This is a genomic window from Natronococcus jeotgali DSM 18795, assembly GCF_000337695.1.
Taxonomy (GTDB): domain Archaea; phylum Halobacteriota; class Halobacteria; order Halobacteriales; family Natrialbaceae; genus Natronococcus; species Natronococcus jeotgali.
On record NZ_AOIA01000032.1, the window covers coordinates 31167 to 56753 of the forward strand.

The following is a 25587-nucleotide window of genomic DNA, read 5'->3' on the forward strand; positions in this document are numbered from 1 at the left end:
TAACAGGTAAAAATCGCCGCCAGGACTTAAAAGTATGTTCCGACTGTCGGCGGGGATCGACGCGGCTCGCGGGACGGCTCGGCGAATCGAACGTCGGGGATCAATCCTCCCGGAACGCGCGCCGGTCGTCGAGCAGCTCGCGGATCCAGACGGCCAGGCCGTGGTCGTGACCGTACGTCCAGATCGCGGTCTCCTGGACGACGTCGGGGAGACCGCCCTCCTTGAGCGCGGCCGCGACTACCGACTCGTGATCGACGAGCAGGAGCTGGGCCGGCCACTCCGAGTAGACGGGATTGGTCGTCTCGAGGTCGGGGGCGACGACGACCGTCGCCGCCGGAACCGCCTCCTCGAAGGCCGCCCGGTCGTCCTCGGTTGGCACCTCGAGGACGACCTCGACGCCGCGGTCGGTCGCCGTCCGTAGCTCCTCGAGGATGGCGTCGTCGACCACGTCGTCGGTCGCGACGACGTGGTGGATCGCCTCCTCGGCGTTCGAGAGGAACGTGACGATCCGGTCGCTGACGTGGTCGGTCTCCGAAATCGACCACACGCCGGCGTCCTCCGTAGCGTCGGGTTGCTCGATCTGCTCGAGGGCGTTCTCGGCGGCGTTGATCCGGGAGTCGTGGTCCTCGCGGATCCGCCGACAGGCCGTCTCGATCTCGATCGCGCGGTACTCCCGGGGATCGGACTGCTGGACGTCGACGAGCCCCCTCCGATCGAGCCGTTCGATCGTGTCGTACACCCGAGAGCGCGGGACGTCCGACACCTGACTGATCTCCTTTGCCGTCCCCGTGGTGATCTTGGTCAGGGCGACGAAACACCGCGCCTCGTACTCGGTGAGCCCGAGCTCCGACAGCGCGGTGACCGCTTCCTCGGTTTTGGACATACGTGAACGCGAGTCCCGGCGGCTAAAAGTTAGACGCTCTCGCAGCGGCGCGAGACGGTCGGATAACCGGCCTACATACGCAGGCCGTTTCGAGAAATTTCCAATCGATGCAGGTGTCGTATGACGCGAACAGAATTTTTCGCGTGGTATTTGTATGATTGATACGCTCACCGATCCGCTCATCGTCACGATGATCGGGTACTTCGCGGTGACGCTCGCGGTCGGAGTCTGGTACGGTCGGGGCGCGGGAGAGGGCTACGTCGAGTTCACGCTGGCCGGGCGCAACCTGAGCCTACCGGTCTACCTGATGACGTACTTCGCGACGTTCGCGGGAAGCGGGCTCACGATGGGGCTGGCCCAGCAGGCGTTCGTGGAGGGGATCAGCGCCCAGTGGTACGCGATGACTCAGGGGCTGGCCTGGATGACGATGACGCTGTTCATCGGGTTTATTTACTCGTTCGACGTCGTGAGCGTCCCCGAACTGCTCGGACGGGTGTACGGGGACTACACCCAGTACTTCGCCGGCCTGTTCACCGTCGCCGGCCAGGTCGCGCTCACGGCCGGCCAGACGATCGGGATGGCGTCGGTGCTGGCGGTTACCACGGGGATCGACCTCGCGACGGCGTTCTGGATCAGCGTGGTCATCTTCGTCAGCCTCACGGCCTACGGCGGGATGAGCACGGTGGCCTACACCGACACGCTCCACGGCGTCGTCATCATCGGCGGGATGATCGTCGCGATCCCGCTCGCCGTCTCGAACGTCGGCGGCGTCGGCGCGATCGCGGCCGACGTTCCCGGGGAGTACACGAACTGGTTCGGCGTCGGGGTCGTCCAGATCGGCACCTGGTACCTGATGTACCTCACCGTGGCCGGCGCCCAACAGCAGATGCTCCAGCGGACCTGGTCGGCCAGGAGCCGCCGGGTCGCGATGTTCGGGACCTTCCTCGCGGGGACCATCATCACCGGCTTCGGCATCCTCTCGGCGGCCGCCGGGATGATCGCCAGCGCGCAGGGCGCCGACATCTCCTCGGAGATGGCCTTCGCCTGGACGATCACGAACACGCTCCCCGACGCCTTCGCCGGCCTGTTGCTGGCCGCGGCCGTCTCCTCGGTCATCACCGGCGCGGACTCGTTCCTGCTGGCCGGCGCGACGAGTTTCATCAACGACATCTACATCCCCCTCCGCGGCGGCCACGAGGCGGTCGACGAGGACCGCCTCGTCCTGATCACGCGAGTGGCGATCGTCGTCTTCGGCGTCGGCGCCGCGCTGATCGCGTTCAGCGGCATCGATATCATCGTGATCAACACCCTCGGTATGGGGATCATGTCCGTGCTGTTCGCGGGCCTGTTGATGCTGCTCTGGGACGGGACCGTCCGCGAGGCGGGGCTGCCCGGCTTCGTCGTCGGCGGCGTCGTCTTCACGGTCTGGGAGTTCGTCCTCGGCTCGCCCGAGATAATCGCCGGCGAGGGACAGGTCGAACCCGCAGTGCCCGCGACGCTGTCGGCGCTGGCGACGATATGGCTCGTGAGCGTGCTGTACAACGGCGAGACGTTCACCAACGAGAAGATCCGCGAACTCGCCACCGAAGACATGGATCGATTGCGGGCCGACGAGGTCGCCTCGGACGACTGACGGCCCGCGAGCGCACCGCTTTTTGCCGTCCCGTCGGTAGAGCCGGTATGGATCTCACCCACCGTCCGCGACGGCTCCGCCAGGACCGCGTTCGCGGGCTCGTCAGCGAGACGAGCCTCGAGCCGGCCGACCTCATCGCCCCGGTGTTCGTCGACGCGACGACCGACGAGCGCCGACCGATCGAGACGATGCCCGGTCACGAGCGGGTGCCGATCGACGAGGCCGTCGCCCGCGTCGAGGAGGTTCTCGAGACCGGCGTCGAGGCCGTCATGCTCTTTGGCATCCCGGAGTCGAAGGATCCGGAGGGCACTCGCGCCTGGGCGGCCGACGGCGTCGTCCAGGAGGCGACCCGTCGAATCACGGCCGAGACCGACGCCTACGTGATCACCGACGTCTGTCTCTGCGAGTACACCGATCACGGCCACTGCGGTCCCCTCGAGGAGGAACTCCGCGGCGAAGACGTCACGGAGGGCGGTCCCGCCTGCGATCCGATCCGGACCGTCGACAACGACGCGACCCTCGAGGCGCTGGATCGGATCGCCGTCTCCCACGCCGAGGCGGGCGCCGACATGATCGCGCCCAGCGGGATGATGGACGGGATGGTCGCGGCGATCCGCGAGGGGCTGGATCGCGAGGGGTTCGAGCACGTCCCGATCATGAGCTACGCGGCGAAATACGAGAGCGCCTTCTACGGCCCCTTCCGCGACGCGGCCGACGGCGCGCCCGCCTTCGGCGATCGGCGCCACTACCAGATGGATCCCGCCAATGCCCGCGAGGCGATGCGGGAGGTCCGACTGGACGTCGAGCAGGGCGCCGACGTCCTGATGGTCAAACCCGCGCTGCCGTACCTCGATATCGTCGCCGACCTCCGCCGGGAGTTCGACCACCCCGTCGCCGCCTACAACGTCTCCGGGGAGTACGCGATGCTCCAGGCCGCCGCCGAGAAGGGGTGGCTCGACCTCGAGGACGTCGCCCACGAGTCGCTGCTGTCGATCAAACGGGCGGGCGCGGACCTGATCCTCACCTACTTCGCCGAGGACGTTGCGGCGGCGCTCTCGAGCTGACGCGGAGGATGCTCGGACGCACGCACCGTCAGTCGACGACTGCGACGCCGGAACGGAACCCGTCGACCCACTGTTTGAACGATCGTCTACCGAGGTTCGCTGACGGCCGACGAGTGGCAACAGCTGCCGCGCGCGCGGTCTCGAGAGCCCGCTCTGGGGCCGACAGAAACGATTCACCGCCCCTTCGACTTTACTGAGCGCTACGATCGTCGAATAGATAACGGCCGATCGAGACGGACGCGAGATTCTATTCCCTTATATGAACTAGATTCCCTTTGAACTTGCTCACATTTCACTAAGGAGCGTGCATATCTACTCGTTTGTCAACGCTAATCCTTATACGCAAGTAGTCCATCAGCGTTAGACGTGATTCAGAACATAATCGTGCGTTCAGTTCGCTTGTTGGTGGACATACGTCTGCAAATGGTCGGCAAGACTGAGGGCGTCGCGGAGGTGAGCGGCTGATGGAACCGACGCTGCTTCAAACCGACGTCGAGGTGTTGACCGAGGCGATCAACTACACGTGGATCCTGGTCGCGACGTTCCTCATCTTCTTCATGCACGCCGGCTTCGCCATGCTCGAGGCGGGCCAGGTGCGCTCGAAGAACGTCGCGAACCAGCTGACGAAGAACCTGCTGACCTGGAGCGTCGGCGTGACGGTCTTCTTCCTCGTCGGCGTCGGCGTCGAGGGACTCGTCGCCGGGAGCGGGTTCGAACCCGCCTTCGCGGGCGATGCGACGAGCTGGATCGACTGGCTGTACGGCGCCGTCTTCGCGATGACCGCCGCGACGATCGTCTCGGGGGCCGTCGCCGGCCGCGCGAAGCTGCGCGCGTACGTCACTTACACGTTCCTGCTGGCCGCGGTCATCTACCCGGTCGTCACCGGACTCACGTGGGCCGGCGGGCACATCGAGACGCTCGTCGGCACGCCCTTCGCTGACTTCGCAGGCGGGATGATCGTCCACGGGATGGGCGGCATCGCCGGCCTCACCGCCGCCTGGGTGCTCGGCCCGCGTATGGACCGGTACAACGAGGACGGCAGCGTCAACGTCATCCCGGGTCACTCGCTGACGTTCGCCGTGCTGGGGACGCTGATCCTCGCCTTCGGCTGGTACGGCTTCAACGTCGGCACCTCGGCGATCATGGTCGAGGGCGCGTTCCTCGGCGATCAGCTCGGCCGCGTCGCCATGGCCACGACGGTATCGATGGCCTGCGGTGCGATGGGCGCCGGGCTCGTCGCGTGGGCGAAGACCGGCAAGGTCGATACGCTGTACGTCGCCAACGGGCTGCTCGCGGGCCTGGTCGGAATCACCGCGATCCCCGACACCGTCGCCTGGTGGGGCGCGTTCGTCGTCGGCGGCCTCGCCGGCGCGCAGCTGCCGATCGTCTTCGAGTTCGTCGAGCGGACCCTGAAGATCGACGACGTCTGTGCGGTGTTTCCGGTCCACGGCTCGGCGGGCGTGCTCGGCACCCTGCTGTTCCCGTTCGTCGCCGCACCGGGCGTCGTCGACAGCGTCGCCGACGCCTTCCTCGCTCAGCTGACCGGCGTCGTCCTCATCACGGCCTGGACGGTCGGCGCGACCGGTCTCGTTTGGTTCGCGTTCAAGGCAGCCGGACAGGCCCGGGTCACACCCGAACACGAGCGCGACGGCCTCGACGTCTCCGAACACGGCGTCGACACCTACCCCGAGTTCGGCCAGCCCGACGTGGCGACCGACGGCGGCTCGAGTACCATCATCCGTGCCGACGGGGGCACACCCAACAGCGGCGAAATCAAGATGGTCACCGCGATCGTCCGCCCCGACCGCCTCGGTGCGGTCAAGCAGTCCCTCGCCGAGGCGGGCGCGCCGTCGCTGACGGTCACGAACGTCTCGGGCCGCGGCTCCCAGCCCGCCAAGAAAGGGCAGTGGCGCGGCGAGGAGTACACCGTCGATCTCCACCAGAAGGTCAAAATCGAGTGCGTCGTCGCCGACATCCCCGCCGACGAGGTCGTCGACGCGATCCGCGAGGGCGCCAACACCGGCGAGCCCGGCGACGGGAAGATCTTCGTCACGCCCGTCGAGCGCGCGGTACAGATCCGTACCGGGAAGACCGGGACCGACGCGGTGTAGGCGATCGGCGCGGCCCCTCCCGAAGCCGGCTCGTCCCCGCCTCGAGCGCGACGGGCGAACCTCGGTACTACTTTGCCGCCGGACCGACAAGGACCGCTCATGAACGACGAGCAGTCACGCGATCTGTACGACCGCGCGCTGTCGGTCATGCCCGGCGGCGTCAACTCGGCGGTTCGCGCGGCGATCGAACCCTATCCGTTCTTCGTCCGGAAGGGCGACGGCGGTCACGTCATCGACGCGGACGGCAACCGGTACATCGACTGGGTGATGGGTCTCGGGCCGCTATTGCTGGGCCACGACCTGCCCGAGTCGGTTCGAGCCGGCATCCAGCGAAACGCCAGCGAGGGGCCGATGTACGGCGCACCCTCGGAGATCGAGGTCGACCTCGCGGAGTTCGTCGTCCGCCACGTTCCCAGCGTCGAGAAAATCCGCTTCGTCAACTCGGGCACCGAGGCGACGACCTCCGCGGTGCGGCTCGCGCGTGGATACACGGGACGGAACAAGATCGTCGTCATGCAGGGCGGCTATCACGGCGCCCAGGAGTCGACACTGGTCGAGGGCGACGCCGACGATCCCGCGCCGTCCTCGGCCGGAATTCCCCAGTCCTTCGCCGAGCACACCCTCCCGGTACCGTTCAACGACGAGGCGGCGGTGCGGGAGGTCTTCGAGGAACATGGCGACGATATCGCGGCCGTCCTCACCGAGCCGATCCTGGGGAACAGAGGGATCGTCTACCCCGAGGACGGCTACCACGAGTTCCTGCGGGAGATCACCGACGAGCACGGCGCCCTGCTGATCTTCGACGAGGTAATCACGGGCTTTCGCGTCGGCGGTCTGGGCTGTGCGCAAAGCGAGTTCGGCGTCACGCCCGATCTGACGACGTTCGGCAAGATCGTAGGCGGCGGGTTCCCGGTCGGCGCGATCGGCGGCCGCGCCGAGATTATCGAGCAGTTCGCGCCCTCGGGGCCGGTGTTCCAGGCGGGGACCTTCTCGGGCCACCCCGTCACGATGGCCGCGGGCCTCGAGACCCTGCAGTTCGCCGCCGAGAACGGCGTCTACGACCACGTCAACGGGCTCGGCGAGCAGTTGCGGAGCGGGCTGACGGAGATCCTCGCCGACCAGGCGCCGAGTTACACCGTCACCGGTACCGACAGCATGTTCAAGGTGATCTTCACCCGCGACGGCCCGGGCGCGAACTCCCTCGAGGAGCAGTGCTCGAGCGGGTGCCGACAGCGGCCGGCCTGTCCGCGATACGACACCTGTCCGAAAAACGGCGCCGACGTGGCCGCCGCCGAGACCGACCGCTGGCGGCGGATCTTCTGGGGCCAGATGAAAGACCAGGGCGTGTTCCTCTCGCAGAACCAGTTCGAGTGCCAGTTCGTCAGCTACGCCCACACCGACGAGGACGTCGAGAAGACCCTCGAAGCGTACAAGGAGGCGCTGTAGGCGCGGCGCGGATGCCCGCTCCCGTCTACGAGCGCGACCGCGACGCGTCGTCGGCCTGCGGGAGGGCTCGAGCGCGAACCGACGGCCGCGAGGCGTGATCGACGTCGACCTCCCCTCGAGCGCGGCGGAGTTGGACTGGGCCCGCGCCGTCGAGCGGTTGCTGTATCTCTTCCCGACGGTGATCGGCGTCGGCGTCGTCGGCGCGCTTCGGGAGGCCGACCTCGGAGTCCCGCTGCTCGGACGGGGGCTGGTCCTGATCGGTACGTTCGGGTATACGGTCCTGAGCCTCGGGCTGGCGGGGGCACTGTTTCTGGACGCCCGCCGCGTGCGTCGCCAGCCGCTGGCGAGCGGCGAGTGGCGGCCGAACCCGTGGCTCAACGCCGGCTTCGCGCTGCTGTGGGCGCCGCTGGCGGGCGTCGTCTACCTCGTTCGGCGCCACCGCCGCTTCGGGACGCCGCCGGGGCAAAGCGGCTGGTGGCTCGCCGTCGCGGTCTCGCTCGCGGCGACCGTGATCGGACTGATCGCGGCGGGGATCGCCGTCGTTCTCGCGTTCCCGGCGTCGCTGCTGACGGTGGTCGGGTTCGCCGGCGCGGTCGCGTTCGGCGCGTTCCCGGTCGCGATCCACCGGGACGCGGCCTACGTCTGCACTCGAAACGACGCCTGGCGGCCAAACCCCGGACTCTACCTGGGACTCGCCTTTCTGAGCCTCTCGATCGCACCGCTGCAGCCGCTGCTCGCGGGGTACTACCTCCTGCGCCGGCGAGAATCCCTCGGAACGCCGTAGCCTCAGTCCGACGCGGTGACGATCTCCGGGCGGTAGCTATCGATGGCCTCGAGGACGGCCTGACGGTCCGCCTCGCCGACGTCGAACTCGGCCAGCGCGTCGTCGAGGTGGGTCGCGATCGCGTCGAACTCGGTCGGCGTGATCCCCATTCCCTCGTGGACCGCCTCCATCTCCGCGCCCGAGTACTCGACCGGACCCCCGGTCACGGAGCTAATAAACTGCGTCTGGTGGATGCGCTGTTTCTGCATATCGGTATCCTCGAAGTAGTAGGCGACCCGTTCGTCCGCCATGACGCGGTCGTAGAACTCGTCGACGACGGCGCCGATCGCGTCCTGGCCGCCGAGTCGATCGTACAGCGTGTCTGTCATCGCGTATGGGTTGCGACTTCCGACTGATAAACTCCGCCCCGAATATGTTGCGGAGCGAGAATGATTGTGAACGACAGCCGCGGTACTCGGGATCGCGCGTCGAATCCGGATCAGGGATCGATCTCGAGCCCGGAAGGACGGCTCTCCGCGGGTCGTCCGACAAGCGTGCGCTTTTCATACCTCAGGCGACGAGTACCGCCCATGAGAACGCGCGGGACGCTGCGACTGGCGACGCGGGGGTCGGACCTGGCACGGCGGCAGGCCACCCTCGTACAGGAGGCCCTCGAGGACCGACGGTACGAGGTCGAACTGGTCACCGTCGAGACGAAAGGCGACCAGATCCGAGACGAACTGATCCACCAGTTGGGGAAGACGGGGGCGTTCGTCCGCGAGCTCGACGAACGGGTCCTCGAGGGCGAGGTCGACGGAGCGATCCACTCGATGAAGGATATGCCGACCGACCAGCCCGACGAGCTGGTGACCGCGGCGGTTCCCGAACGGGGACGACCGGGAGACGTCCTCGTCACGCCCGACGGCGCGACGCTGGGGGAACTGCCCGACGGCGCGACCGTCGGCACCTCGAGCCTGCGCCGGCGCGCACAGCTGCTGTCGGAACGGCCCGACCTCGAGGTCGAGCCGCTGCGGGGGAACGTCGACACGCGCCTCGAGAAGCTGCTCGCGCCCGGGATGCAGGCGGAACACCAGAAGCGCAGCGAGGCCGACAAGGAACGGAAGGCCAATACTGGCGACGACGACTTCGAACCCGAGTACGACCGCACCGTCGAGGAGTGGTTCGACGACCTCTCGGAGCTCGAGAAGGAGGCGCTGGGTCGAGAAGTCGAGACCGAGTACGACGCGATCGTGCTCGCCGAGGCCGGCCTCGAGCGCAGCGGGCTCGCCCGCTCCGTCGACTACCGGCAGCTCTCGCCGACGACGTTTGTCCCCGCGCCCGGACAGGGCGCGCTGGCGGTCACCGCGGTCGACGGCGAGACCGCCCGCGAGCTCCAGTCGCTGATCGATCACCCGCGCAGTCGCGTCGAGACGGCCGTCGAGCGCACCGTTCTCGCCGAGCTGGGCGGAGGCTGTATCGCTCCGATCGGCGTCTACGCGGTTCTGCAGGGCGAGTACGTCCACGCGTCGGTCACCGTCTTCGACCGCGACGGCGAGGAGTCCGTGACCGCCAGCCGGGACCTTCCGGTCGACCGCCACGTCGAGGCCGCCCGCGCGTTCGCCGCCGATCTCGCCGACCGGGGCGCCGCGGCGCTGATCGAGGCCGCCAGCGAGGACGACGCCGAACCCGAACGGGAAGAGCAACCGGAGGGCAAGTAGATGAGCGAGCCCGGCGACCCGAAACCGGGAACCGTCTACCTCGTCGGCAGCGGGCCCGGCGATCCCGAGCTGTTGACCGTCAAGGCCAAGCGACTGCTCGAGCGCGCCGACGTAGTCCTCCACGACCGGCTTCCGGGCCCGGCGATCATCGATCAGCTTCCGGCCGATCGCTGCGAGGACGTCGGCAAGCGGGCGGGCGGTGATCGAACGTCCCAGCCCGAGATCAACGAGCGACTCGTCGAGCTCGCCAGTGCGGGCAACTCCGTCGTTCGGCTGAAGGGCGGGGACTCGTTCGTCTTCGGCCGCGGGGGCGAGGAAGCGGAGTACCTCGCGGCCCGCGACGTTCCCTTCGAGGTCGTCCCCGGGGTCACCTCGGCCACCGCCGCACCCGCGGTCGCCGGAATCCCGATCACCCACCGCGACCACGCCTCGTCGGTCTCGCTGGTCACGGGTCACGAGGACCCCGACAAGGAGGAGTCGGCGGTCGACTGGGAGGCCCTGGCCGCCCTCGGCGGCACCATCGTCGTCCTGATGGGGGTCAGTCGACTGCCGGACTACACCGACGCGCTCCTCGAGGCCGGCGCCGACCCCGAGACGCCGGTCGCGCTCGTCGAGCGCGCGACCTGGCCGGAACAACGGGTCGCAACTGGCACCCTCGAGACGATCGTCGCGGCCCGCGACGAGGTCGGCATCGAACCGCCCGCGGTGACCGTCGTCGGCGAGGTCGCGGCGACCAGGGATCGGGTCCTCGAGTACCTCGCGAACGAACCCGACGGCGAGCCGGTCGAGCCGGATACGGAGGTGTAATCGCGTGCGAGACCTCTCCGTCGCCGTGTTTCGGCCCGACGACGAGCGCCTCGCCGACGCCGTCGAACTGCTCGAGTCGCTGGGCGCGACCCCGGTTCCCGACCCGATGCTGTCGGTCGAGGCCACGGACGCGACGCCCCGCGAGGACGCCGACTACGCCGTCCTGACGAGCAAGACGGGCGCGGAGCTGGTCGCCGACTCCGGCTGGGAGCCCGGTTCGGCCACCGTCTGCGCGATCGGCCCGAAGACCGCCGACGCCGTCCGCCGAGCCGGCTACGCGGTCGACGTCGTCCCCGAGGAGTACACCTCGAGCGGGCTGGTCGACGCCCTCGCCGACGAGCTCGACGGCGCCCGCGTCGAGGTCGCCCGCAGCGACCACGGCAGCCCCGTCCTGCTTTCGGGGTTCGAGGCCGCCGGGGCGTACGTCCACGAGACGGTCCTCTACCGACTCGTCCGTCCCGCGGGGAGCGGCGAGTCGGCCGAGCGGGCGGCCGCCGGCGAACTCGACGCCGCCTGCTTTACGTCCTCGCTGACCGCCGAGCACTTCCTCGAGGCCGCCGCCGACCGCGGCCTGCGCGAGGAGTCGATCGCGGGACTGGAAGCGGCCACCGTCGGCGTCATCGGCGAGCCGACCCGCGAGACCGCCCTCGAGCGTGGGATCGACGTCGATCTGGTCGCGAGCGAGGCGAGGTTCGACGCGCTGGCCCGCGAGACCGTCGAGGCGGCTGCGCCGACCTCCCGCGATTGAACCACCGCGGCCGAGACGGTCTCGCCCCCGAACGGGTGCAACGCCGTCCCAAACCGGAACTGGCAAGGACGCTCCCTACTTCCCTCGAGCCCCTACCGACGGCGAGATGACGAACGTACGAACCCCCGGGATCGACGGCATCGATCTCGATCCCCCGGGCTCGGTCGGAACCCGGGTCGCGTTTTTCGTCCTCTGGGGTATCGACATGGTCGCCGCGACGCTGTTTTTCGTCGTGCCGTACGCGACCGAACTCAACCCCGTCACCGTGCGGTTCTACGAGCTATTCGGGCTCCCGGGCGTTCCTCTCGCCGCGATCTGTTACGCCGGGGCCGTGGTCGCGATCGGACACCTCCTCTCGGATCCGATCGATCGGCGGTTCGTCGGCGCGGTGGTGTTCGCCTACCTCGTGTTCGCGACCAACAACGTCGTCCTGTTGCTCTCGGGACGCTCCCCGCTGGGCGTCTGAGGACGCGAGGACCGGAGCTTTATCCCCGAAGCCGACTCACCATCGACCGATGCACCGATGACCGGGCCGGTTCCCGAACTCGCCGAGCGAGCGACCGCCTGCGCGGAACACCTCCGCGACCGCGATCGCGTCCTGCTCGCCTCCCACATCGACGCCGACGGACTGACCAGCGCCGCGATCGCCGCGACCGCCCTCGAGCGCGCGGCGATCCCCTTCGAGGCCGTCTTCGAGAAACAGCTCGACGAGGCGGCGATCGACGACATCGCCGCGACCGAGTACGACACCGTCCTCTTTACCGACTTCGGGAGCGGACAGCTCGAGACCATCGGCAACCACGAGGACGCGGGCGCGTTCACGCCCGTCGTCGCCGACCACCACCAGCCCGCCGACCGCGACACCGAGTACCACCTCAACCCGCTGTTGTTCGGAATCGACGGGGCCTCCGAACTGTCCGGCGCGGGCGCGAGCTACGTCCTCGCGCGGGCGCTTGCGGACGTTACCGACGCACCGACCGACGGGGTCGCGGCCGACGGCGGCACCGCGACGGCCCGCGCCGACAACCGCGATCTCGCCGCGCTGGCGGTCGTCGGCGCCGTCGGCGACATGCAGGCCTCCGGCGGCGAGCTTCACGGCGCCAACGAGGGGATCGTCGCCGAGGGCGTCGAGGCCGGCGTCCTCGAGACCGGGACCGACCTCGCGCTCTACGGCAAGCAAACCCGCCCGCTGCCGAAGTTCCTCGAGTACGCCACCGACGTCCGGATTCCGGGAATCTCGGGCGATCAAGGCGGCGCGTTACGGTTTCTGGACGACCTGGACCTCGAGTTGAAGACCGACGGCGAGTGGCGCTGCTGGGCCGAGCTCACCGCCGAGGAGAAACGAACCGTCGCGAGCGCCCTCGTCAAGCGGGCCGTCTCGCGGGGCGTCCCCGCGCCCAAGATCGATCGCCTCGTCGGCACCAGCTACGTCCTCTGCGAGGAGCCCGTCGGAACCGAACTGCGGGACGCCAGCGAGTTCTCGACGCTGCTGAACGCGACCGCCAGATACGAGCGGGCCGACGTCGGATTGAGCGTCTGTCTGGGCGACCGGGACGAGGCCCTCGATCGCGCCCGGACCCTGCTACGGAACCACCGTCGGAACCTCTCGGAGGGGATCGACCTCGTCACCGAGGAGGGGGTCACCCACGAGGAGCACGTCCAGTGGTTCCACGCCGGCGACCGCATCCGCGAAACGATCGTCGGCATCGTCGCCGGGATGGCGATGGGAAACGACGGAGTCAGCCGCTCGAAACCGATTATCGCGTTCGCCGAGAAGAGCGCGGAGCGTGACGCAGCGAACCCGAGCGGCGACGCCGCTGGCGAGGAAGGTGGCGGAGCCGACGTCGCCGAGGAGGTCAAGGTCTCCGCCCGCGGCACGCACGGTCTCGTTCGCGAGGGGCTCGACCTCTCGGTCGTGATGGGCGAGGCCTCCCGCGCCGTCGGCGGCGACGGCGGCGGTCACGACGTCGCTGCCGGGGCGACGGTCCCCGCGGGTCGCGAGGCGGAGTTCGTCGAGCGCGCCGACGAAATCGTCGGCGAGCAACTGTCCTGACGTCGTCGGCACCGGCGACGCGCTCCGAGGGGAAACTGAAACGATTCACACACCGATCGCAGTGTAGTCCGGCGATCGGGCGTCCAGTGACGTTCAGTTCCTCCTATCGCTGGAGTTCGGGCCAGGATACCGGCTCACCCGTAATAGCCGCTGATACCGCAGTAACGCTGCCTTCTCGAGGATCGGTCCTCCGTCCGTTCCGTACGGGCTGACGGTTACGAACACGCTACAGACGGGACCGTTCGTCCTCCAATAGCGGGGGTCCGTCTCGTCGGCGTCGCCTCGGTTCGGTATTCTATATCGTACTATGTAATTTATCAGAAAAACAGCCCACGAGCGCGGCGTCCGCGACCGCTGAGAGCCGCGGCTCGAGCGGTCGAAGTACGGCGTCGTTACCGGGTCGAACGGGACCGTTACCGAGCGGATCCGTCGGGGACCGCACCGGCCAGCGAGACATCGGCCAGCGCCGCTCGGATCTCGGCCGGATCGGCCCGGTTTTCGAGACGGCCGTGGAGTCGGGACATACACTCGAGCAGCCCCTCGACCGCGGCGTGGCGGGTCGAAACGCGCCCGATGCGCTCGGTGATCTCGCGGTCCTCGAACAGACACTGGTACTGGAGCTCCCAGCAGAACCCCAGCCCGAGGCCGGGATGGGAGCAGTCGGCGGGCGTGCGGTCCGCGACGAGTTCGATCGGCGGTCGAGCGCGACGGTACGCAAGGCGGTCGCGACAGCACTCGACCGGCCCCCATCCCGGCGGAAGCGCCTCGGGTGGGACGGGGTGTTGATCGGATGGCATCGTAGCCCGCTATCCGGGTGAGAGGGATGGTGGTGCCGCTTGCGTGCGCATACTCCGTATGTAGTAACCCCGTACCGTATCAGCGAAGTTACTAGCGGTCGCGTTAACCAGTGACACAGCGGCCGATCGTCCGACTTTTGTCCCCGCTCGCGTTCGTACACGGTATGGCAGAGTTCGATCCCGAGCAGTTCGAGGACAAGTACGCCAACTACTTCCCCGAACTCCAGCAGGCCTACAAGAACGCGTTTAATCGGATGAACGACCGCTACGACTCCGAGCTCGTCCACGCGATCGACCAGCAGGTCTTGAACGAGAGCGAGCCCTTCTACGAGGGAAACGGCGAGTTTCGCGTCGAGCTTCCCGACGATCCCTACGAGCGGGTAACCGGCGTCCTCGTCGAGGAGGAGCGCTTCGAGGAGGTCCTCGAGATCCACGTCGAGGAGATCGAACGCGAACTCGAGCGGGTCTTCGAGTTCGACTAAGGGGAAGCGACGGAAGGTTTAGGGAGGTTCGCCCCCAACGGCGAGACATGAGCACCGAAACTCAGGACGGAGACGATCTCGAGGACCGCGTCGCGAACTTTCTGCGACGGAACTTCCCGCAGATCCAGATGCACGGCGGATCAGCGGCGATTCAGGATCTCGACCGCGAAACCGGCGAGGTCTCGATCGCCCTCGGCGGTGCCTGCAGCGGCTGCGGCATCTCGCCGATGACGATCCAGGCGATCAAGAGCCGGATGGTCAAGGAGATCCCCGAGATCGAGCAGGTCAACGCCCACACCGGAATGGACGGCGGCGACGAGATGGGCGGCGGTATGAGCCCCTCGTTCCCCGGCGAAACCGTCGACGACGGCGAGCCCGACGAGGGTCCGGAAGCCCCGTTCTAGAGCGTCGCCGTTCTCGGTTCGCTCTCGTGTTTTTCGACTCGAAAGCGCCGCCTACCGGAGTCCGCGTCCCCGCTCCCACGTCCGAACGAGCGCCGCGAGGGCGCGGTTCGTCGGCGCTTCGAGCCCGCGTGCGGCCGCGCGCTCGAGGACGTACCCGTTGATCGCATCGATCTCGGTTCGCCGCTCGGCGCGGACATCCTGACGCATCGAGGAGGTGTTGGCGGCCGTCTCCGTCGCGACCGCCTCGAGGGCGGCCAGCGCCTCGCGGTTCGAGAGGACGACCCCCTCGGCGCGGGCGACGCGGGCGGTCTCGCGGGTCGCGCTCCGGGCGAGGTCGTTCGCGGGGGCGTCGAGGACCGCGCCGTTCTCGGTCTCCGTCAGCGCGGTCACGGCGTTGATCCCGGCGTTGACCGCGAGCTTCTCCCACAGGCGGCGGGGCATCCCGTCCGAAACGGTCGTCTCGAGGCCCGCCGATCGGAAGGCCGCGCCGACCCGGTCGGCGATCGCAGCGTGCCGTCCGCGGCGGTCGCCGAGGACGACCTCGCCGCGCCCCGTACACTCGACGACGCCCGGATCCCGCAGGACCGCCCCGTATGAGGCGGTTCCGGCGAGGACGGGACACTCGAGTGCGTCCGCGAGTATCCCCTCGTTTCCCATCCCGTTCTGCAGGGAGAGAACGGCCTCGAACGCGCCCGTCGCGAGGGTGTCGGCCGCTCGGGGCGTGTCGTAGGACTTGACCGTCACGACAGCGAGATCGGCCGCGAGCCCCGCTCCGTCGGTCGTCGCCCGCGGCGCGACGTCGGCTTCGAGTTCGCCCTCGAGGACGAGCCCGCACTCGCGGACGGCGTCGATGTGGTCGTCACGACCGACGAGAGTCACGTCGTGTTCGCGCGCGAGGGCGGCGCCGACGAGACTCCCGAGGCTGCCGGCGCCGAAGATGACGATCTCCATCGGCCGACGGTGGTGGCGCAGCGGTGAAAACGGTTGCCGTTAGTCTTCGGTCCAGTAGTACAGTTCCTCCCGGTCGGCGCCGCAGGACGGACAGCTCCGGGGCAGGTCCGAGTCGAGCCGACCCATCTCGCCGCACTCCCAGCACCGCCACATCAGTTCGGCCTCGCCGAAGGCCTGCCCCGAGCGGACGTGTTCGACGCTCATCCCCTCGAGTCCCTCGCGCATCGTCACGTAGAACCCCTCCTCGTCGAAGCCGCGGATCCGACCCACCGGCGTTCCCGCTTCGGTGTAGATCCTCGTTCCGAACCCGAGCCGGGGTGTTTCGTCGTTCTCTGTCATGGTCATATACAACGCTTCGCAAGAGTATAAAGGGTGGACGGCCCTGAGCTCCTCGTTCGACCGGACGTCTCCGGGTCGGCCGATCGTCGGCGCTCCGCTTGTAAACCACTATCTGCAATATAGAACTAGCACCGACGCGGTCGTGGGGGCAGTTTCCTCCACCACGCACTTGCGGGTGGGTTGCAAACGTGTGGATATGCGCGACGATTCCGACGACGGCGTTCGCGTCTGGCTGGTCGAGCGGACGTATTCCGACGACGAACAGAACCTCATCATCCTCACCTACGCTACCCCCGACGGGCAACGGTACTTCCGGAAGGAGCGGGCGCTCACCTCCTTCACCGACGTTCGCGACACGACCGCCGCCGTCGACGCTGACCCCGGCAATCTCGGCTCGGTCGACGAGGAGGATCTACAGGAACAGTACGCGGCCGAAGCACAGCGGATGCGGAACGCACACGACCCCGACGACGTGATCTGATCTGCATCGACGCGGGCAGTACCGGGCCCGCGTGTTATGTCCAGCCGACTCCTACGCGTGGGTATGCGCGAACTCGTCTTCGCCCTCGAGTACGACCCCGGGTGCAACAGGGTGGCGGACGCCCTCGTCGATCACCCCGACGCCCGGATCCGCTCGCTGTCACTGCACGCCACCGCCGAGCGCCTCTGGCGGGTCGACCACGTCACCGGCGGGCCGGCGGCCCTCGACGACATCGAGGACGCCTTCCTCACCGCCGACTACTACGCTGACTGTCTTGCCGCCGGGGACTGCGGGGCCACGCAGGACACCCGCGTTCTCGACCGCACCGACGACACGCTCGTCCTCTACTCCGACTGGGAGCGCACCCCCGACTGCGCGTCCGTCCCCCACATCGCCCGCGACCACCTCGGCGACGGCGTGTTGTTCGAGACGCGCCACGAGGGGCGCCACTACACGTGGCGCATCATCCACTCCGGCGAGGGCGACGTGGCCGCGTTCTTCGAGGACCTCGAGTCGGCGGTCGGCGACTGCGCCCGAACGGAGATGCTCCGGACGACGGATACGTCGGCGCCGAACGGGGAGGCGGCAGCCGACCCGGGCAGGCTGTCCCCCGAGCAGGAGGCTGCCCTCCGGGCCGCCGTCGAACACGGGTACTACGAGTCGCCGCGCGAGGTCGACGTCGGCGATCTCGCCGACCACCTCGACGTGCCGCGGTCGACGCTTACGTATCGGCTCCGGCGGGCCGAGGAACGCCTGGCCAAGCGGTACGTCGCGGGCGAACAACTGGCAGGGGCGTCGACACCGCTCTAGCGAGGGTGGAGTGCTTGGAATATTCCAACTAAGGCTTATCGAACTGACGCCCCTCCCTCGAGGTAATGACCGACGGATCAAGCGCGGCCGGGCGGGCGAGCGGGGGCGGTCAGCGACAGGAGCTGACCGCCCGTCTCGCCGTCCCCGGGATGGACTGTCCCTCCTGCGCCCAGAAGGTCGACAAGAGTCTCCAGCGCGTCGACGGCGTCGTCGACGCCACGCTCCAGCCGACCACCGGCACGGCCAACGTCACCTACGACCCTACCCGCACTAGCGAAGCCGACGTGGTCGAGGCGATCGAAGGCGCCGGCTACGAGGTCGTCGGGGGCACAGACGCCGACAGCGACGATGGCCGGAACGAGGCGACCGACGGCGTCGACGTTGCGCCGCCGTCGGAGGTCTGGACGAGTCCTCGAGCGAAGAAGACGTGGATCGGCGCGGCGTTCGTCACTCTCGGCCTCCTCGTCGAGTTTCTCCTCACCGCCCAGAACGTCGCGGTGGCGAGCGTCCTCGACTATCCGCTTCACGTCGCGGACGTGCTGTTCCTCGGCGCCGTCGCCGTCAGCGGCGTCCCCGTCGTCCGCAGCGGGTACTACTCCGCGAAGAACCGGAGTCTCGACATCGACCTGCTGATGGGGACGGCGATCATCGCTGCGACCGGCATCGGCTACTTCGTCGAGGCCGCCACCCTCGCAGTGCTGTTCAGCATCGCCGAACTGCTCGAGGACTACGCGATGGACAGGGCGCGGAACTCCCTGCGCGAACTGATGGAGCTGTCGCCCGACGAAGCCACCGTCGTGCGTGGCGGCGAGGAAGCGACGGTGCCCGCCGACGAGGTGGAGGTGGGCGAGACCGTGGTCGTCCGACCCGGCGACAAGATCCCGCTCGACGGGACGGTCGTCGAGGGCGAGAGCGCGGTCGACCAGTCGCCGATCACCGGCGAGAGCGTCCCCGTCGACAAGACCACCGGCGACGAGGTGTACGCCGGCGCGATCAACGAGGAGGGCTACCTCGAGGTGGAAGTCACGTCGACGGCGGGCGACTCGACGCTCTCGCGCATCATCGAGATGGTACAGGGCGCACAGGCGAAAAAGACCGAGACCGAGCAGTTCGTCGATCGCTTCTCGGGCTACTACACGCCGGTCGTGGTCGTGCTGGCGATCCTGACCGCCGCCATCCCGCCGCTGGTCATCGCCGACCCCGTATCGGTCGACGTGGCCGGGTACGGGGTTAGCTTCGCCGGCGACTGGCAGACGTGGTTCATCCGCGGGCTCACGCTGCTGGTGATCGCCTGCCCCTGCGCGTTCGTCATCTCGACTCCGGTATCCGTGGTGTCGGGCATCACCAGCGCCGCGAAGAACGGCGTCCTGATCAAGGGCGGCAACTACCTCGAGGCGATGGGCGAGGTCGACGCCGTCGCCATCGACAAGACCGGGACGCTCACGAAGGGCGAGCTCGCCGTCACCGACGTCGTCCCTGCCGGCGACGCCGACGAGGCGACGCTGCTCCGCCACGCCGCCGGACTGGAACGGCGCAGCGAGCATCCCATCGCCGCGGCGATTCTCGCTCGCGCCGACGAGGCTGGCGTGGGCGATCTACCCGACCCGACGGGCTTCGAGAGCCTGACGGGCAAGGGAATCCGCGGGGAGATCGGCATCTCCGGCGAAGCCGGAGGCTCGTCGGACTCGTCCGACGGTGGCGAGACGTACTACGCCGGAAAGCCCGCGCTCTTCGAAGAACGGGGCTTCGACCTCTCGCGGGCACACCGCGAGACGGACGGCGCCGGGGGCGGAGCGACCGGGAACTCGTCGGACCATCGATCCGACGGCGGCGTCGTGGCGGAAGAGACGGCCGAGTCCGACGACGGAGCGTTCGCCGAGGACGCGCTCGCCGCACTGGAGCGGGAGGGCAAGACGGTCGTCATCGTCGGGACGGAATCGGAGCTGCTGGGTGCCATCGCCATCGCCGACGAGGTGCGTCCCGCCTCGAAGCGGGCCGTCCAGCGCCTGCAGGAGCTTGGTGTCGAGCGCGTCGTGATGCTGACCGGCGACAACGAGGGCACCGCCCGCGCCATTGCCGAGGAAGTCGGCGCCGACGAGTACCGCGCCGAACTCCTGCCGGACGAGAAGGTCGATGCGGTCGAGGAGTTGCAGGCGGAGTACGGCGAGGTTGCGATGGTCGGCGACGGAATCAACGACGCGCCCGCACTCGCCACCGCGGAGGTCGGCATCGCGATGGGCGCGGCCGGTACCGACACCGCACTCGAGACCGCGGACATCGCGCTGATGGGCGACGACGTCGGGAAACTACCGTACCTGTACGAGCTGTCGCACACTGCAAACGGCGTGATCCGACAGAACGTCTGGACGAGCCTCGGCGTGAAGTTCCTGCTCGCGCTCGGCGTACCGCTGGGACTGGTGAGCGTCGCGGTCGCGGTCGTCGTCGGCGACATGGGGATGAGCCTCAGCGTCACCGGGAACGCGATGCGGCTGTCGCGAATCGAACCCGATCGGCTCGAGTGACCGGCATCCCCGGCTCTCAGCCGTGTGGCGTCTCTCGCCACGAGAGTCCAGGGGTGAACTGCGTCGGAACCGTCGCGAAACGGATACCGACTCGCAGCGAGTCGATCGCTGCGGACGGCGCGGTCTCGCTCGCCGGAGATCCTCGAGGGGGCGGTCAGTCCTCGGTCCAGTACATTAGGTCCTCCCTGCCGGTTCCGCAGTTCGGACACTCGTCGGGGAGACCGTCGTCGATCTCGCCCATCTCGCCACAGTCCATGCACCGCCACATCAGTTCGGCCTCGCCGAAGGCCTGCCCCGAACGGGCGTGTTCGACGCTCATCGCCTCGGCGCCCTCGCGGGTCGTCACGAAGAACCCGCTCTGTTCGAAGCCCCGGACGCGACCGAGTTCGTTCCCGTCCTCGTCGTAGACTTGCTGGCCGAGATTGACCTCGTGGACGTCCTCGATCGCCTCTTCGTCGCCCTCGCTCGCCGGCGTCTCGCCAGTTTCTACCATGGGCGGCCGTACACCGGCGACGGCGATAAAGCTACAGCGTGCATTGTGCAAGCGGTCGTCCGGAGTTCCGCGCCGCGAGAGCCGAACGCCGACGAGGGCGCCGCCGCACCGTCACATGATTCGAGGAGGAAGCCCACGACTGTAGTCGTGGGAGGAATCCAACAGTCCCCCTGATCCCGCCGCCGAGAGCACGGCTGGTTTCGTCACCGCTATTATTAAGTGTCAATAGAAACATGATTAGGTTACACTCTCGGTCGGCCAAATGTGTCGGCCGTGGAGGGGCCTCCGTAGGTAGGCCCTGAAGTCGGGGACGGATGATACAGCGCCCCTCTGGTCGGATTGCCCGACCATGACGCGGTGAGAGTCCACCGATAATTAAAGCGGTGTGAGGCAGATTCGGACCCAGACCACGGTCGGAAAACCACGCAGGAAATCCCTCCGTGTGACTGACCTTCTGTCGTACAACCCGCCCGTGGCGACGGACGAAGCGTGGGCCGAAGCCCCTCGCGGGGGAAAGCCCACGACTTCAGTCGTGGGTAACTTACATGAAGTCCTCGATGCCGGACTGCTTGTTCTTGTCGTTCTCGAAGATGCTCTCGAGCGAGCGTTCCAGAACCTCGAGGCGCTGTTTCGTGTAGTCCCGGCAGTCGTACTCGTCGGCGACCTGGATCGCGGTCTGCATGTACTTGTTGACCGAGCCCTGGTGGACCGTGAGGTTCACCCGGCCGCCACACTCCCGGCAGTCCCCGGTCAGGGGCATCCGGCGGAACTTCTCGCCGCAGTCGAGACAGCGGGTCTCCTGGCGGGAGAAGGCCCGCAGGTTCCCGATCAGGTCCGGCAGGAAGTGGTACTCGATGACCCGCTCGGCGACGTCGGTCTCGTCGACTGACCGGAGCTTCCGCGAGAGCTCGAGCTGGGCGTCCATCTTCTCCATCATCGACCCCAGCGTCTTGTACGCCGACAGATCCGGCCCCATTGCGATGTCGGTGACGTCGTGGGTGTGTTCGAACCCGGTGTACTCGCCGTCGGTGCCCAGCGTGTCCTCGCCGATCCGAATGTCGACTTCCTCGGGATCGGCCTGCTCTACGGTCGCCTCGTAGAACTCGCGGGGGTACCGCGAGACGATGTCCATGTTGTGTGCCTCGTCGTCGATTTCGGAGGGGTCGATCCTCGAGGACATGACCAACGGTGCGTCCATCTTTCCCCCCCGCTGATTTGGCAGGAAGCTTTCACTAAAGTTCAACAACCCGTCCATGAGAAGCATCACGCAATCCTCGTCTCCGTCGCAGTTCCGACGCTTCGCGGCGTGAAAGTACGGATGCGCGTATCCGACTGCTGCGCTCGTGAAACCGATCACTCTCCCGACAGTTGCGGCGCTCGTGTGCGGTGCCATCCCGAAGACGAGTTCGCCGACGAGGTCCTGGCGGTCCTCGAGCTCGTAGAACGGATCGAGCCCGTAGTAGGACTCGAGGAGGTCGTCGATGAAGTCGGCGGTCTTGAGCATGTGCTCGGCGGCGCCGTCCGAGAGGACGATATCCTGGACCTTCAGCTCGACCAGCTGGTCGTCGTGGACGAGCGGGTCGCCGCGGAGGTCCGTCTCGTAGCCCAGCGCCCGGAGCTGGCCGACGTCGACATCGAGCTCGCTGGCCCGCACGGAGGTGACGGGCAGGTCGGTCATGTCGTAGCGGACGGTGCCGTCTTTGAACGTCGAAACGTCGTGTTTGGCCCGCAGTACGCCCTTCTCGATCGGTTCGGGGACCTTCGTCGTCGAGGTCAGTCCCTTCACGCCCTTGAGGATCTCGAATGCGTTCTCGCGCTCGCCGACGGACTCGAGGGCGTCGCGGTACTCCGCGTTCAGATCGACCTCGCGGACCTCGACGCAGGTCGCCTCGACCTCGCAGCGGTCGCACTCGACGCGGCCGGCCTCGTCGGGGTCGACCCGGCTGTCGCAGTCCGGACAGCGGTAGTCGGGGGTCGTGCGCTCGTTGCAGTCCGGACAGCGGTTCTCGAAGGTCTCGGTCCCGCAGTTCTCACAGCGCTGGCGACCGATCTGTAGTTCGACGACGCCGGGCGTATCCGACATCGTCTCGGCGTGTTTGGCCGCGTCCGCGACGTTTCGCTGGGGACCGCCGGCCTCGCCGATCGGAAACAGCGTGTGGACCGGCGGGCTCAGGTCCCGGCGCTCCGATTTCTCGGGCCGACCCATCCGGTTCCCGATCCGCGTCGGGGCGCGCTCGCGCACTCGAAACGGAGCGACCTCGTTGACCGCCTCGATCGCGTTGTCGCCCTCCCGCTCGTGGCCCCACGTCCGGGCTCGGACGGAAAGGTCGTCCTCGGACCAGGTGCGCTCGAGTTCGACGGTCGGTTCCTCGAGGGCCGAGTCGGCGTCGGCCGCCCGTTCGGAGGCGCCGTCGGCCGAGGTTCGCCGGATCTCGCAGCCGACCGAGCGGGCGAACGGTTGCCAGTCGTCGACCTCGAGGCGGTCCTCGCGCTGTCGGTGTTCGATCACGATCGTCTCGAGGGCCTCGCGGACGGCGTCGGTGCGCTCGAGGACGAGCGTCTCCCCGGCGTCGTCGAGGCGGGCGTCGGCGACGGCCGCGGCGAGCGTACAAAAGTCCTCGACGGAGAGATCGTGCCAGAGGTAGGTGTAGGCGGGGTGGAGCGGCGCGTCGTACTCGCGAGCCCACTCGAGGGCGCGGTCGGCGTCGGGATCGGTGAGATCGATCCGGGGGTCGTCCCGGAGCGCCCGGACGTCGGCGCCCGCGGCCTCGAGGTCCTGGATCCACCACTCGGGCGCGTAGGAGGCGGGTGCGAGCGGGTGGTTGTTCTCGACGAACTCGCCGTAGTTGACGAGGTACTCGCCCAGATCGAGGATCTTCTCGACGCCGTTTCTGATCGCTTTGGCCTCCTCGGGGTCGTCGATCCGGCGGACGTCGCCGTTGGCGAGTTTGACGGTCGGCCCCTCGATGGAGTCGACGGGAACGACCCCCGCCGCTTTGCCGGGGCGTTCGGTCTTGATCTGGGTGCCCGTCGCGAGGAAGTCGTCGACCAGGTGCATCGCGGCGGGGTGGACGCCGGCGGTCGCGAAGCCGTGGTTGCGCGCCCGGCCGTAGCGCAGCCGGAACCCGCCCTCGGCGCAGGGGTGAGAGAAGACGGGACGTCCGGCGATCAGGTCCCGGAGGAACTTCTTCGACTCCCCGACGCGGGGCGGGCCGGCGGAGTTGCCGCTCTCGTCGGTAGCGGGCTCGTCCTCGGCGTCGCCGTCGTCCGCGGGTTCCTCGGCGTCGTCGGCCTCGTCCTCGTCGCCGTCGTCCGCGCCGTAGTTGCCGTCGATCAGGTCCTGTAGCCACGGCCAGTCGATCTCCTCGAGATTGCGGGTGTACCGCTGGATCTTCGGCGCCTTGAGCGCGATCCCCTCCGCCAGAACCAGGCACATCCCCCCGCGGGCGCCGTTGGTGTCGACCCGCTCGAGGTCGCGAAAGCCCGAGACCTCCTCGTCGCCGGTGGCCTCGCCGTCGAGCATGATCGGCATGTGCTCGGCGATGAACTTCGTCTCGTCGTCCTTCGGCGTGTACTGGAGGCCGGTCTCCTTGTCGTAGAGGCCGATCTCCTCGGCGTAGCGCTCGACTTCCTCGTCGCGGGCCGCGTACTGCTCGATACCGACTAGCGCCCGCGTGTAGTCGGCCACGAGGACGGAAAGCGCCTGGGCGGTCCCGCCCGCCGAGCGGATCGGGCCCGCGTAGTAGACGTTGACGAACTCGGTGCCGTCGTCGTTGGTGAGGATCTCGACCTTGTCGATCCCCTCGATCGGCGCGGCGACGACCCCTTCGGTGAGCAACGCGACCGCGGTCCGGACCGCGCCCTCGACCTTGCCCGCTTTCGTCTCGTAGTCGCCGACCTCGCCCTCGGCGAAGTCCTCTGCGAGCACGAGCGCGGCCTCCTCGCGGCTCATCTCGCCCTCGAGTTCGCGGACCCGCTCGGCGACGCCGTCGATTCCGAGGATGTTCTCGACGCGGTCGGCCATGTCCTTCGCGACCGGGATCTCGACCTCGGGCTCGGGGTCCCCGCCGCGCTCTTTGGCCCGCTCGGCGACGTCGAACGCCTCGTCTAACTGGGACTCGAGCCGCTCGAAGTAGCGTTCGTCTTCCGCGCGCATCTCAGTGCCGGCGCTCGAACCCGGTCGTCTCGTCGTCCTCGCGCTCGGAACTGCCAACGGGTCCGTCCGCGGTTCCGGCGGCTCGATCGTTCATACGAGACTACTGTGACGGCCAGTGGAAAAAGCTCACCGTTCGCCGTCGCGGGCGCGGCGCCGCCTCGACGGGAGCGGCGAGCGCGTCGGACCGACGGCCTGTACGGTCCTGTACACGAGACGCCGACCCTGGTGGTAGATATCACCGGAATACCAAAACATATATTACCGTTGGTTTGGTCATTTGTCACAGTATGTCACGACACATACCCGGGTTGACCCGACGGCGACTTCTCGCATCGGGAGCGGCGGTCTCCGCGGGGGCCGTCGCAGGGTGCATCGGGGGGGACGAGGAGGGAGACGGCGAGACCGGAACGTTCCACTTCACGCAGGAACAGTCCCGCGAGGAGAACTTCGATCCGATCGTCTCGAACGATGCCTACAGCTTCCAGGTCATTAACCTGGTTTTCGACGGGCTCTACGAGTACGGCGAGGGGCTCGAGCTCCAGCCGAAGATCGCGACCGGCGAACCGGACGTCGAGAACGACGGAACCCGCTTCGTCTTCGAGATCCAAGAGGGGGTCGAGTTTCACAACGGCGACGAGGTAACCGCCTCGGACGTCGCCCACTCGTTTACCGCGCCGGTCGAGGAGGAGACCGAGAACGCGGCGGAGTACGACATGATCGAGAGCACCGAAGTCGTCGACGACTACCAGCTGCAAGTCGACCTCGGAGAGCCCTACGGGCCGTTCGAGCTCTCGACGATGGGCGTCCCGGTTGTTCCCGAGGGGGTCCGCACCGACGATCCCGACGCGTTCAACACCGATCCGGTCGGTTCGGGTCCGTTCACGTTCGCCGAGCTCGAGGAAAACGAGTACGTCGAACTCGAGCGG

The 25587-nt window shown here is 68.0% G+C and carries 23 protein-coding genes; 16 read left to right on the top strand and 7 right to left on the bottom strand.

Features of this window, described 5'->3' with window-relative positions; all coding sequences use genetic code 11:
• Positions 1 to 100: 100 nt before the first annotated feature.
• Entirely contained in the window at positions 101 to 883 is a 783-nt protein-coding gene (locus C492_RS04900; protein ID WP_008421037.1) for a TrmB family transcriptional regulator, read from the bottom strand.
• 154 nt (positions 884 to 1037) lie between these two features.
• Between C492_RS04900 and C492_RS04905 the strand changes: the two genes are divergently transcribed.
• The 5 genes from C492_RS04905 to C492_RS04925 all read left to right on the top strand — a co-directional run bounded on the left by C492_RS04905 (position 1038) and on the right by C492_RS04925 (position 7921).
• Entirely contained in the window at positions 1038 to 2516 is a 1479-nt protein-coding gene (locus C492_RS04905) for a sodium:solute symporter family protein (protein ID WP_008421040.1), read from the top strand.
• Positions 2517 to 2563: 47 nt separating this feature from the next.
• Positions 2564 to 3580, top strand: coding sequence for a porphobilinogen synthase (hemB, locus tag C492_RS04910; RefSeq protein ID WP_008421042.1), 1017 nt, complete (start codon positions 2564 to 2566; stop codon positions 3578 to 3580).
• Between the two features lie 464 nt (positions 3581 to 4044).
• Positions 4045 to 5691: an ammonium transporter gene (locus C492_RS04915; protein ID WP_008421044.1), complete on the top strand. Its 1647-nt coding sequence runs from the start codon at positions 4045 to 4047 to the stop codon at positions 5689 to 5691.
• Positions 5692 to 5790: 99 nt separating this feature from the next.
• Entirely contained in the window at positions 5791 to 7137 is a 1347-nt protein-coding gene (hemL, locus tag C492_RS04920; protein ID WP_008421046.1) for a glutamate-1-semialdehyde 2,1-aminomutase, read from the top strand.
• Positions 7138 to 7234: 97 nt separating this feature from the next.
• Positions 7235 to 7921 (top strand): hypothetical protein, encoded by a 687-nt coding sequence (locus C492_RS04925; RefSeq protein WP_049892736.1) that lies wholly within the window; start codon positions 7235 to 7237, stop codon positions 7919 to 7921.
• Between the two features lie 2 nt (positions 7922 to 7923).
• Here the strand turns inward: C492_RS04925 and C492_RS04930 are convergent, their stop codons facing one another.
• Complete coding sequence (locus C492_RS04930) at positions 7924 to 8289, bottom strand: group I truncated hemoglobin (RefSeq protein WP_008421050.1); 366 nt, start codon at positions 8287 to 8289, stop codon at positions 7924 to 7926.
• 201 nt (positions 8290 to 8490) lie between these two features.
• On the opposite strand from C492_RS04930, the gene hemC reads away from it, so the two are divergent.
• The 5 genes from hemC to C492_RS04955 all read left to right on the top strand — a co-directional run bounded on the left by hemC (position 8491) and on the right by C492_RS04955 (position 13226).
• Positions 8491 to 9618 (top strand): hydroxymethylbilane synthase, encoded by a 1128-nt coding sequence (gene hemC / locus C492_RS04935; protein ID WP_008421052.1) that lies wholly within the window; start codon positions 8491 to 8493, stop codon positions 9616 to 9618.
• Entirely contained in the window at positions 9619 to 10425 is an 807-nt protein-coding gene (cobA, locus tag C492_RS04940; protein ID WP_008421055.1) for a uroporphyrinogen-III C-methyltransferase, read from the top strand. It abuts the gene before it with no gap.
• Between the two features lie 4 nt (positions 10426 to 10429).
• Positions 10430 to 11173: a uroporphyrinogen-III synthase gene (locus C492_RS04945; RefSeq protein WP_008421056.1), complete on the top strand. Its 744-nt coding sequence runs from the start codon at positions 10430 to 10432 to the stop codon at positions 11171 to 11173.
• A gap of 106 nt (positions 11174 to 11279) precedes the next feature.
• On the top strand, positions 11280 to 11639 hold the full coding sequence (locus C492_RS04950; RefSeq protein ID WP_008421058.1) for a hypothetical protein: 360 nt from the start codon (positions 11280 to 11282) through the stop codon (positions 11637 to 11639).
• Positions 11640 to 11696: 57 nt separating this feature from the next.
• Positions 11697 to 13226, top strand: coding sequence for a DHH family phosphoesterase (locus tag C492_RS04955; protein WP_008421060.1), 1530 nt, complete (start codon positions 11697 to 11699; stop codon positions 13224 to 13226).
• A gap of 413 nt (positions 13227 to 13639) precedes the next feature.
• Here the strand turns inward: C492_RS04955 and C492_RS04960 are convergent, their stop codons facing one another.
• The gene (locus C492_RS04960; RefSeq protein ID WP_008421061.1) at positions 13640 to 14023 is read right to left on the bottom strand and encodes a hypothetical protein; all 384 of its coding nucleotides are present in this window, start codon (positions 14021 to 14023) and stop codon (positions 13640 to 13642) included.
• A gap of 164 nt (positions 14024 to 14187) precedes the next feature.
• Between C492_RS04960 and C492_RS04965 the strand changes: the two genes are divergently transcribed.
• The gene (locus tag C492_RS04965) at positions 14188 to 14505 is read left to right on the top strand and encodes a DUF5783 family protein (RefSeq protein ID WP_008421063.1); all 318 of its coding nucleotides are present in this window, start codon (positions 14188 to 14190) and stop codon (positions 14503 to 14505) included.
• A 47-nt stretch (positions 14506 to 14552) separates the two neighbouring features.
• Positions 14553 to 14909 (top strand): NifU family protein, encoded by a 357-nt coding sequence (locus C492_RS04970; protein ID WP_008421065.1) that lies wholly within the window; start codon positions 14553 to 14555, stop codon positions 14907 to 14909.
• 51 nt (positions 14910 to 14960) lie between these two features.
• Here C492_RS04970 and C492_RS04975 read toward each other — a convergent pair whose 3' ends face one another.
• Positions 14961 to 15860, bottom strand: coding sequence for a ketopantoate reductase family protein (locus C492_RS04975; protein ID WP_008421066.1), 900 nt, complete (start codon positions 15858 to 15860; stop codon positions 14961 to 14963).
• Positions 15861 to 15899: 39 nt separating this feature from the next.
• The gene (locus C492_RS04980) at positions 15900 to 16199 is read right to left on the bottom strand and encodes a DUF7130 family rubredoxin-like protein (protein ID WP_008421069.1); all 300 of its coding nucleotides are present in this window, start codon (positions 16197 to 16199) and stop codon (positions 15900 to 15902) included.
• 196 nt (positions 16200 to 16395) lie between these two features.
• Here C492_RS04980 and C492_RS04985 point away from each other — a divergent pair, with 196 nt between their 5' ends.
• The 3 genes from C492_RS04985 (at position 16396) to C492_RS04995 (ending at position 20012) form a co-directional block, all read left to right on the top strand.
• The gene (locus C492_RS04985; protein ID WP_008421071.1) at positions 16396 to 16680 is read left to right on the top strand and encodes a hypothetical protein; all 285 of its coding nucleotides are present in this window, start codon (positions 16396 to 16398) and stop codon (positions 16678 to 16680) included.
• 63 nt (positions 16681 to 16743) lie between these two features.
• Positions 16744 to 17490 (top strand): helix-turn-helix domain-containing protein, encoded by a 747-nt coding sequence (locus C492_RS04990; RefSeq protein WP_008421073.1) that lies wholly within the window; start codon positions 16744 to 16746, stop codon positions 17488 to 17490.
• 65 nt (positions 17491 to 17555) lie between these two features.
• Positions 17556 to 20012, top strand: a complete 2457-nt coding sequence (locus tag C492_RS04995) for a heavy metal translocating P-type ATPase (protein ID WP_008421074.1) — start codon at positions 17556 to 17558, stop codon at positions 20010 to 20012.
• Positions 20013 to 20166: 154 nt separating this feature from the next.
• On the opposite strand, the gene C492_RS05000 is transcribed toward C492_RS04995, so the two are convergent.
• Both C492_RS05000 and C492_RS05005 read right to left on the bottom strand, forming a co-directional pair.
• Positions 20167 to 20505 (bottom strand): DUF7130 family rubredoxin-like protein, encoded by a 339-nt coding sequence (locus tag C492_RS05000; RefSeq protein ID WP_008421076.1) that lies wholly within the window; start codon positions 20503 to 20505, stop codon positions 20167 to 20169.
• A gap of 541 nt (positions 20506 to 21046) precedes the next feature.
• Positions 21047 to 24661, bottom strand: coding sequence for a DNA polymerase II large subunit (locus C492_RS05005; RefSeq protein WP_008421078.1), 3615 nt, complete (start codon positions 24659 to 24661; stop codon positions 21047 to 21049).
• Between the two features lie 287 nt (positions 24662 to 24948).
• On the opposite strand from C492_RS05005, the gene C492_RS05010 reads away from it, so the two are divergent.
• Positions 24949 to 25587 (top strand): ABC transporter substrate-binding protein (locus tag C492_RS05010; RefSeq protein ID WP_169333432.1); only part of this gene is annotated, 639 nt, incomplete at its 3' end.

Bases quoted from the DNA above. Each gene is read 5' to 3' on its own strand.
- C492_RS04900 (WP_008421037.1), bottom strand. From the start codon at position 883: ATGTCCAAAACCGAGGAAGCGGTCACCGCGCTGTCGGAGCTCGGGCTC.
- hemL (WP_008421046.1), top strand. From the start codon at position 5,791: ATGAACGACGAGCAGTCACGCGATCTGTACGACCGCGCGCTGTCGGTC.
- C492_RS04985 (WP_008421071.1), top strand. From the start codon at position 16,396: ATGCGCGACGATTCCGACGACGGCGTTCGCGTCTGGCTGGTCGAGCGG.
- C492_RS04960 (WP_008421061.1), bottom strand. From the start codon at position 14,023: ATGCCATCCGATCAACACCCCGTCCCACCCGAGGCGCTTCCGCCGGGA.
- cobA (WP_008421055.1), top strand. From the start codon at position 9,619: ATGAGCGAGCCCGGCGACCCGAAACCGGGAACCGTCTACCTCGTCGGC.
- C492_RS05000 (WP_008421076.1), bottom strand. From the start codon at position 20,505: ATGGTAGAAACTGGCGAGACGCCGGCGAGCGAGGGCGACGAAGAGGCG.
- C492_RS04970 (WP_008421065.1), top strand. From the start codon at position 14,553: ATGAGCACCGAAACTCAGGACGGAGACGATCTCGAGGACCGCGTCGCG.
- C492_RS04950 (WP_008421058.1), top strand. From the start codon at position 11,280: ATGACGAACGTACGAACCCCCGGGATCGACGGCATCGATCTCGATCCC.
- C492_RS04955 (WP_008421060.1), top strand. From the start codon at position 11,697: ATGACCGGGCCGGTTCCCGAACTCGCCGAGCGAGCGACCGCCTGCGCG.
- C492_RS04965 (WP_008421063.1), top strand. From the start codon at position 14,188: ATGGCAGAGTTCGATCCCGAGCAGTTCGAGGACAAGTACGCCAACTAC.
- hemC (WP_008421052.1), top strand. From the start codon at position 8,491: ATGAGAACGCGCGGGACGCTGCGACTGGCGACGCGGGGGTCGGACCTG.
- C492_RS05005 (WP_008421078.1), bottom strand. From the start codon at position 24,661: ATGCGCGCGGAAGACGAACGCTACTTCGAGCGGCTCGAGTCCCAGTTA.
- C492_RS04995 (WP_008421074.1), top strand. From the start codon at position 17,556: ATGACCGACGGATCAAGCGCGGCCGGGCGGGCGAGCGGGGGCGGTCAG.
- C492_RS04905 (WP_008421040.1), top strand. From the start codon at position 1,038: ATGATTGATACGCTCACCGATCCGCTCATCGTCACGATGATCGGGTAC.
- C492_RS04990 (WP_008421073.1), top strand. From the start codon at position 16,744: ATGCGCGAACTCGTCTTCGCCCTCGAGTACGACCCCGGGTGCAACAGG.
- hemB (WP_008421042.1), top strand. From the start codon at position 2,564: ATGGATCTCACCCACCGTCCGCGACGGCTCCGCCAGGACCGCGTTCGC.
- C492_RS04915 (WP_008421044.1), top strand. From the start codon at position 4,045: ATGGAACCGACGCTGCTTCAAACCGACGTCGAGGTGTTGACCGAGGCG.
- C492_RS04975 (WP_008421066.1), bottom strand. From the start codon at position 15,860: ATGGAGATCGTCATCTTCGGCGCCGGCAGCCTCGGGAGTCTCGTCGGC.
- C492_RS04980 (WP_008421069.1), bottom strand. From the start codon at position 16,199: ATGACAGAGAACGACGAAACACCCCGGCTCGGGTTCGGAACGAGGATC.
- C492_RS04930 (WP_008421050.1), bottom strand. From the start codon at position 8,289: ATGACAGACACGCTGTACGATCGACTCGGCGGCCAGGACGCGATCGGC.